This is a genomic window from Methylacidimicrobium cyclopophantes (assembly GCF_902143385.2).
GTDB classification, from domain to species: Bacteria; Verrucomicrobiota; Verrucomicrobiia; order Methylacidiphilales; family Methylacidiphilaceae; genus Methylacidimicrobium; species Methylacidimicrobium cyclopophantes.
Genome location: NZ_CABFUZ020000234.1, coordinates 1 through 4999, shown reverse-complemented (window position 1 = coordinate 4999; position 4999 = coordinate 1). Strand labels below are relative to the sequence as shown.

Here is a 4999-nt window from a genome sequence, read left to right as displayed (position 1 = left end):
GGTCGGGGGGAGTCGTCCCCCTTTGCCCGACCGGTTCCGAAAGAGAGGGCGGCGAGGATCCCGAGCAAGACTGCGAGAAGCTTCCTAAGCAAGCCGAGCCAAGAGCCGATCGGCGGCCGCTTCTCGTTCGCCTCCGGGACTCGAGCGCCGGGAAGGGCTCTCACCGGGCAAGGTCGCACACTCCCCGGGAGAAATCCACCGGAGACTGCGGCGAGAAAGGCCTCTCTGAGCGCTCGCACGATCCTCCCACCTCGACATGCCCCCCCTTCCCCTGTTATGGGTTGGGCTATGCCTCAGGACGGCCGGGAAGCCCGAGGGGAAGAACGCCTCACCATGTCGGGAGCTCGGCTCATCGGTCCCTTGGACGGCAGCGTCCCGCTTACCTTCACGCTCTTGCTGCGGCGGCGATCCTCGCTGCCGGAACGAATCGAAGGGATCCTCTCGCCGGCCGAGATCGGCCGACGTTTCGGGGCCGATCCCGCTTCCGTCTTCCGTGTCAAAGAGGAGATGGCGCGATTGGGATTCGAGGTTCTCGGGGCCGACTCGGTGCGCCGGACGCTCTCGCTCCGCGCCCCAGCGGACCTATGTCGGCGGGTCTTCGGGATCGAGCTTTTCCGCTACCAGGGCCCCGCCGGCGCGCCATTCCATACCTACCGCGGCGAATGCCGTCTTCCCGACACAATCGCCCCGCTCGTGGAAGCGGTCTTGGGATTGGACACCCGCCCTTTAGTCAGACCGCGGATCCGGATCTTCCCTCCCGCACAGGCCCCCGCGATCTCCTGCACTCCCCCGCAAGTCGGCGAGCTCTATCAATTCCCTTCCGACCTCGACGGCACCGGGCAACGGATCGCGCTTTTGGAATTCGGCGGAGGCTACCGGATCGAGGATCTCAAGGTCTATTTTACGACTCTCGGCTTGCCGGTTCCCGATGTCCGGGCCATCTCGGTGGACGGCACCGAAAACGCCCCCTCCGGGAATCCCGACGGAGCCGACGGGGAGGTGGCTCTCGACATCGAGATCGCCGGATCTCTGGCTTCCGGGGCCGAACTGCTGGTCTTCTTTGCCCCGAACACCGATATCGGCTTTTACGACGCCATCCTGGAGGCGGTTCACGGCGGCTGGTCCGTCTCGGTCCTTTCGATCAGTTGGGGAGAAGCCGAATCCCTCTGGCCCGCATCCTCCCTCCGTGCGGTCAACGGAGCCCTGCAAGAGGCGGCACTCGCGGGAGTTTCGATTCTCTGTGCCGCGGGCGATCAGGGCTCCTCCGACGGAGTGGACGATGGATTGGCGCACGTCGACTTTCCCGCCTCAAGCCCCTATGTCTTGGGCTGCGGGGGCACCCGGCTTCTTTCGTCCGGAGGGCGGATCGTCGAACAGACTGTCTGGAATCGCGACGGGGGAGCGACGGGTGGAGGGGTAAGCGCCCTCTTCCCCCTGCCTCCTTGGCAGAAAAATGCGGGCGTGCCTCCCTCGGTCAATCCCGGGGCCTTTTGCGGCCGCGGGGTTCCCGATGCTGCCGGAGACGCCGACCCCTCCACCGGATACCGAGTCCGCATAGATTCCCAGGATCTCGTCTTCGGGGGCACGAGCGCCGTTGCTCCCCTTTGGGCGGCGCTGATCGCTCGCTGGAACGAGGCTCTGGGGGAGCCACTCGGCTTCGCCAATCCCGCTCTCTACGAGCGGGTGCCACGATCGGCTTTTTTTGAGATCACCTCGGGAACCAATGGGGCCTACGTCGCTGGGGCCGGTTGGAATCCCTGCTGTACGGGCCTGGGATCCCCCGAGGTTCGGCCATCCTCCTCGATCTACACCGAATCCACCGATGAAGCTGCGGCCCCCGGATGGAGGACGCTGTTTTTAGGCCGAGAGGCGGGCGGGCTTCCTTCCCGCGCTTGCTCGGAGCCCGAGGGGGGTTCGCGGACATTACAGAAGCGAGGGGTCTCCCTGGAGAAAGATCGGGACCGGGCGGGCGGCTCGAAGCTTCCATCTCCAGGACAAACCAACCCGACGCCTGCTGCAAGCCGCCCCGCTCGAAACCGACGTCCTCTTGCTTCCGATCCGTCTTGCCATCGCTCGCAGGACGACCTCCGACGCCCTGCCGACCGGCAATCCTTCCTTTTCGCCAGAGCCGTTCACGCATCGATCCCGGGAACCCTCCGGCTCCCAAAATCCAAGCGGTCACTTCCTTGATCCTCGGGACGGTCCCTTGTTTCCGGCAATCCATGGAAATCTTGTTGCGGTTGGCAGCAAAGTTGCTAAAGATTCTCTTACGTTTTATGCAAATCGACTCTTGCTTGCTGTAGCGGGAAAAGAAGGGCGACGCCATTTATGGGGAACGTCCTCTCCCGCGTGGCCCTTCGAGCAAGCATAGCGCTGCTCACGACGACGGCTTTCGCGGAGTCGCCGGTCGGACGATCTTTCCCGTTGCCGTTTTCGCCAAAGCTTCCCTACGACGTCGATCGAACGGTTGTGGGCCGTCTTGATCGAGAGGGTCGAGTCCTCGAAGCACAAAGGGAGTTCGACATTCTCGCATGGCAAACCTTCATTGCGCTCAACTGGCCTGCAACGGCCGACGGCAAGCCGGCTCGCGACAAGACGATCGCCGACGACTCGTCCGAGCGCGTATGGAGCTTTTGGCGACCGGCGAGCACCATCTTCCTCCCGGACGGAGCGCGTCCCAAGCCTTGGAACCCGAGCGAAGCGAGCGCGGAAGAAAACTCCTTGTTCCGCGCAAAGGCGGCGTGGCGGCAGCATACGACCAGTGCTGACCAGAATTTCCAGGCCTTTTCCGGCCCGCTTGTCGATCAAAACGGAAAGTGGGTCCGGTACGAAGTCCTGGTGAACAACGAAGAGTTCGATTACATCATCACCAACAGGCTCTATAGCCTCGACGGCCAGGTCGAATACACGCAGAAAGCAGCCGATAACGAGATCGCCTTCCCGATCGACTCGGAATCCAAGCACTCGCATGGTGCGATCGAGGTGAAGTTCGCGTGGAAGGAGCTCGGCCCCAATGATGATCGCAGCCGGTTCTTCACGCGCAGCATCCGCGTTCAGCTCTCCGAGCCCTATTCGGCCGGTCAGAAGCCGCCGACGCGCGAGATCGACGCGGGATTGGTGGGCATGCATATTGCCATGCGGACCCGGTCGTCGCCGGAGTGGATCTGGGCCACATTTGAGCAGATCGACAATGTGCGCTCCAACCCGTTGCCTGGGGGAGGCCAATCCCATCCGAACTTCTTCAACCCACACTCCGATGCGATGCCAAACCAGTTGCCGCCGAAAAACGCCACCCTCGATCCGAAGACCGGCTCGCCGGTGATCGAGCCCGACCCGGCCAAGGCCACCACTTGGATCGAGCATCTGACTACGACGCCAGTCCAGGTAACGCGGGTCGAGGTGCCGACCCAGGGAACGCTCAATCCCCTCGACAAGCAAATCGCGGTGTCGACGGCCGCTCTCAATGCCCAGGTGCAGGCGGCGCTGCGGCAAGCGCGTTCGGTGTTCCAGTACTACGAACTGATCGGCACGCAGTGGCCCGTGCGGCCGAATGCGCCCGCCTTCGCCGGCGGCAACAGGAGCGCGCCGGAGAGCATTACGCACAAGACGCCCGGTGACGTGGTGCCAGTCTTCCTCGTGAACACGACGATGGAGACCTACTTCCAGAAAGGCCTGCAGCCCGCCGGTCCGCTGGAGCAAGACGATCGCCTGGCCGACGGAGCACCTCCGATCGACAACACGCCGGTCTTCGGCACAGAGAGCTGCGTCGGCTGCCACTACTCCGCGGGAGCTGCCGTCGGATTTCGGAGGAAGGAAGACGGGGGCTTCCAGCTCGACGGAAACGGACGGAGAATTCCCATTTTCGGCCAGAACTCGCATTTCGGGAAAAGCGGCAACGCAAACTTCTCCTGGCTTCTTCAGATTGAAGCGAGAACCGCGCCGCTTCCGAACTCGGCTCCGGCCAAGCCCCGCGAGCCGGCCAGCTTCATCGACATCGGACATTGATCGCCCAACGCTGAGGAACAGCAAACTACAGGATCCCCGTCATGGACAACCTGGCAAGCCCCTCTTACCCATTGGACATTGACTACACGGCGGTAAACGATTTCACGCCGAACCACGGCGACTGGACCTCCGCCGGGCCGGTTCAGAACGTGATCCGGAGCGGCAACACCTTCACTCTGGAACTGGCCGAAGGTAGACGGATTCTGCTCTCCTTCCTGTCGGCGACGAGCTTCCGTCTCCGCTTCAACCCGGACCCGGCGGCCGTCTACGGTCCGCAGGGCTCTCCAGCCGTAGTGAAGACCGATCTCGGGCCCGTGAGTCTCATCGTTCTGGAAAACTCGCAGCTTCGCCTGATCGTCGACACCGGGTCGATGCGCCTCCAGATCGACCGGCAGCCCTACCGCCTGCGGGTGTTCCGCGGTTCGCAACTGATCGCGGCCGACACGCCGAGCTACAACCTGGTCTATATTCCCGGCCATTTCGTGATCGCCAACTTCCGGCAGCGCCCGGAAACGGCTCTCTATTTCGGCTTAGGCGAGAAAGCGGGCGCGCAGCTCAACAAGAGCCTCTTTACTCTGACGCAATTCAATTTCGACAATTACATGTACGGCGTCGGCGGCACCGTTCCGTCGGGTCCGGGTCCGCTCAATCCATCCGAGCCCCTCTATGTCTCCATCCCCTTTCTGGTGGAAGTGAATCCGAACCCGAACAAAGAGTTCGCGGGAGCCCCCTATGCCTACGGATTGTTCCTGGACAACACTTCTCAGTCCTATTTCAACCTGGGCTCCAACGACTATTCGAACATGGACGGCAAGATCTACTACGGAGCGCTCTTCGGCGAGCTCGACACCTACTTCCTGCTCGGAGATCACGCGCAGGACGTCCTGGCCCAATACACGACCTTGACCGGCCGCAGTCCGATGCCGCCACGGTACGCGCTAGGATTTCACCAGGGCGCCTACGGCTATTATGACCATGATCGGCTGCAGGCCGT

Annotated in this window: 3 protein-coding genes and 1 pseudogene; 3 read left to right on the top strand and 1 reads right to left on the bottom strand. The window is 62.8% G+C overall.

Annotation, left to right across the window (positions count from 1 at the left end):
- On the bottom strand, positions 1 to 239 hold a 239-nt coding region (locus FN369_RS11350; protein ID WP_218580038.1), incomplete at its 3' end, for a hypothetical protein.
- A gap of 49 nt (positions 240 to 288) precedes the next feature.
- Here FN369_RS11350 and FN369_RS09555 point away from each other — a divergent pair.
- The 3 genes and pseudogenes from FN369_RS09555 to FN369_RS09545 all read left to right on the top strand — a co-directional run.
- The gene (locus FN369_RS09555) at positions 289 to 2190 is read left to right on the top strand and encodes a S53 family peptidase (protein WP_178087795.1); all 1902 of its coding nucleotides are present in this window, start codon (positions 289 to 291) and stop codon (positions 2188 to 2190) included.
- Between the two features lie 531 nt (positions 2191 to 2721).
- Positions 2722 to 4005, top strand: a complete 1284-nt coding sequence (locus FN369_RS09550; RefSeq protein ID WP_142525918.1) for a hypothetical protein — start codon at positions 2722 to 2724, stop codon at positions 4003 to 4005.
- Between the two features lie 41 nt (positions 4006 to 4046).
- Positions 4047 to 4999: pseudogene (locus tag FN369_RS09545) on the top strand (TIM-barrel domain-containing protein); the annotation flags it as partial.

Bases quoted from the DNA above. Each gene is read 5' to 3' on its own strand.
- FN369_RS09555 (WP_178087795.1), top strand. From the start codon at position 289: ATGCCTCAGGACGGCCGGGAAGCCCGAGGGGAAGAACGCCTCACCATG.